Source organism: Collinsella sp. An271 (assembly GCF_002159695.1).
Taxonomy (GTDB): Bacteria; Actinomycetota; Coriobacteriia; order Coriobacteriales; family Coriobacteriaceae; genus Collinsella; species Collinsella ihumii.
The window spans coordinates 1-1,197 of record NZ_NFJE01000035.1 but is presented as its reverse complement, the minus strand read 5'-3'; the positions used below and the strand labels follow the sequence as shown (position 1 = coordinate 1,197).

The 1,197-nt window shown below is 67.8% G+C and carries 1 pseudogene; it reads right to left on the bottom strand.

What is annotated here, in order from left to right:
• Positions 1-858 (bottom strand): annotated as a pseudogene (locus B5F74_RS12130) (transcription-repair coupling factor); the annotation flags it as partial.
• Positions 859-1,197 lie beyond the last annotated feature (339 nt).

Genomic DNA, 1,197 nt, shown 5'->3' with positions numbered 1-1,197 from the left:
GTGTGCGAGCGGGCTTACGGTCGATTCGTACATGAGCGGCATGAAGCGGTCGAGCTCCGGGGTCACGATGCGCGCCTTCACCATCTCGAGCAGGGCGGCGAGCTCCGTATCGTTTTTGGCGGGCGCGTACAGCGCGGCGGAGATGCGGCGCACCGCGTCGTCGGTCAGCGCGAGTTCGCGGACCGGGAAGATCTCGACGGACTGTTCGTCGCCGATGGTCTGGCCCGTCGAGCTCACCATGCGGCGGATGCGGTCGATCTCGTCGCCGAAAAACTCGATGCGCACCGGGGAGGTCGCCTGCGCGGGGAAGACGTCGACGGTGTCGCCGTGCACGCGGAACAGGCCCGGCGCATCTGCCGCATCCGAGCTGGTGTACCCCATGCCCACCAGGCGCGCCGGCACCTCGTCGTAGGGAATCTCCTCCCCCACCGTGAAGGTGGTCGACGCCCAGTACCGGCTCTCGCGCGGCGGCACGCAGCGCAGCAGCGCACGGGCGGAGGCGACCATGACGACCGGCTCCCCTTTCGCCACGCGGCCGAGCGCCGCGCAGCGGGCCGCCACGACCGCGTCGTCGGGCTGCGTGTCTTTCCACGGGTAGTCGGTCCGTTCGGGAAAACGCACCACGTGCTCCAGCCCCAGGTACGCGGCCAGCGATCGGGCCGCGCGGTCGGCCGCGTCCTCGCCCGACACGATATAGACCGTCGAACGCGGATTGCGCGCGAACTGCGCCGCGAGCATGAGCGTGCGACCGGATTGCGACACGGCGAGCGTGGCGTCCTGGCCTTCCGCGAGCGCCGCCTCGATGGTCTGCAGCGCCTCGGCCGTATAGAGCTGGGCGGCTATGCGATGGATGAGCATGTGTCGTCTCCCTATGGCAACCGGGTCGCTCCCGATCTGCCCCCTCATGCCAAAAGCCCGTCCGAGCGGGTCGAACGGGTGATGCGAAAACAGGTTGTCATGTGTATCGTATCGCAATTGGGCGAACGGCCGAGAAGTTCACAGGGAACACCTGAGGCGCCTCATGGGAACGTTGGTCGACTCGGTTCGCGCAGCGACGGCATGTTGCACCTTACGATCAGGGCGAGTGGGGGGTGTTCCTATAGCTTTGTCAAGCTTCGATCTGAATAAATCTCCCGGCCCGTCGGCGCATGCCGAATCGGCGCCGGGGCGTCCCGGCGCGGTCTCGCGGCCCGGTTG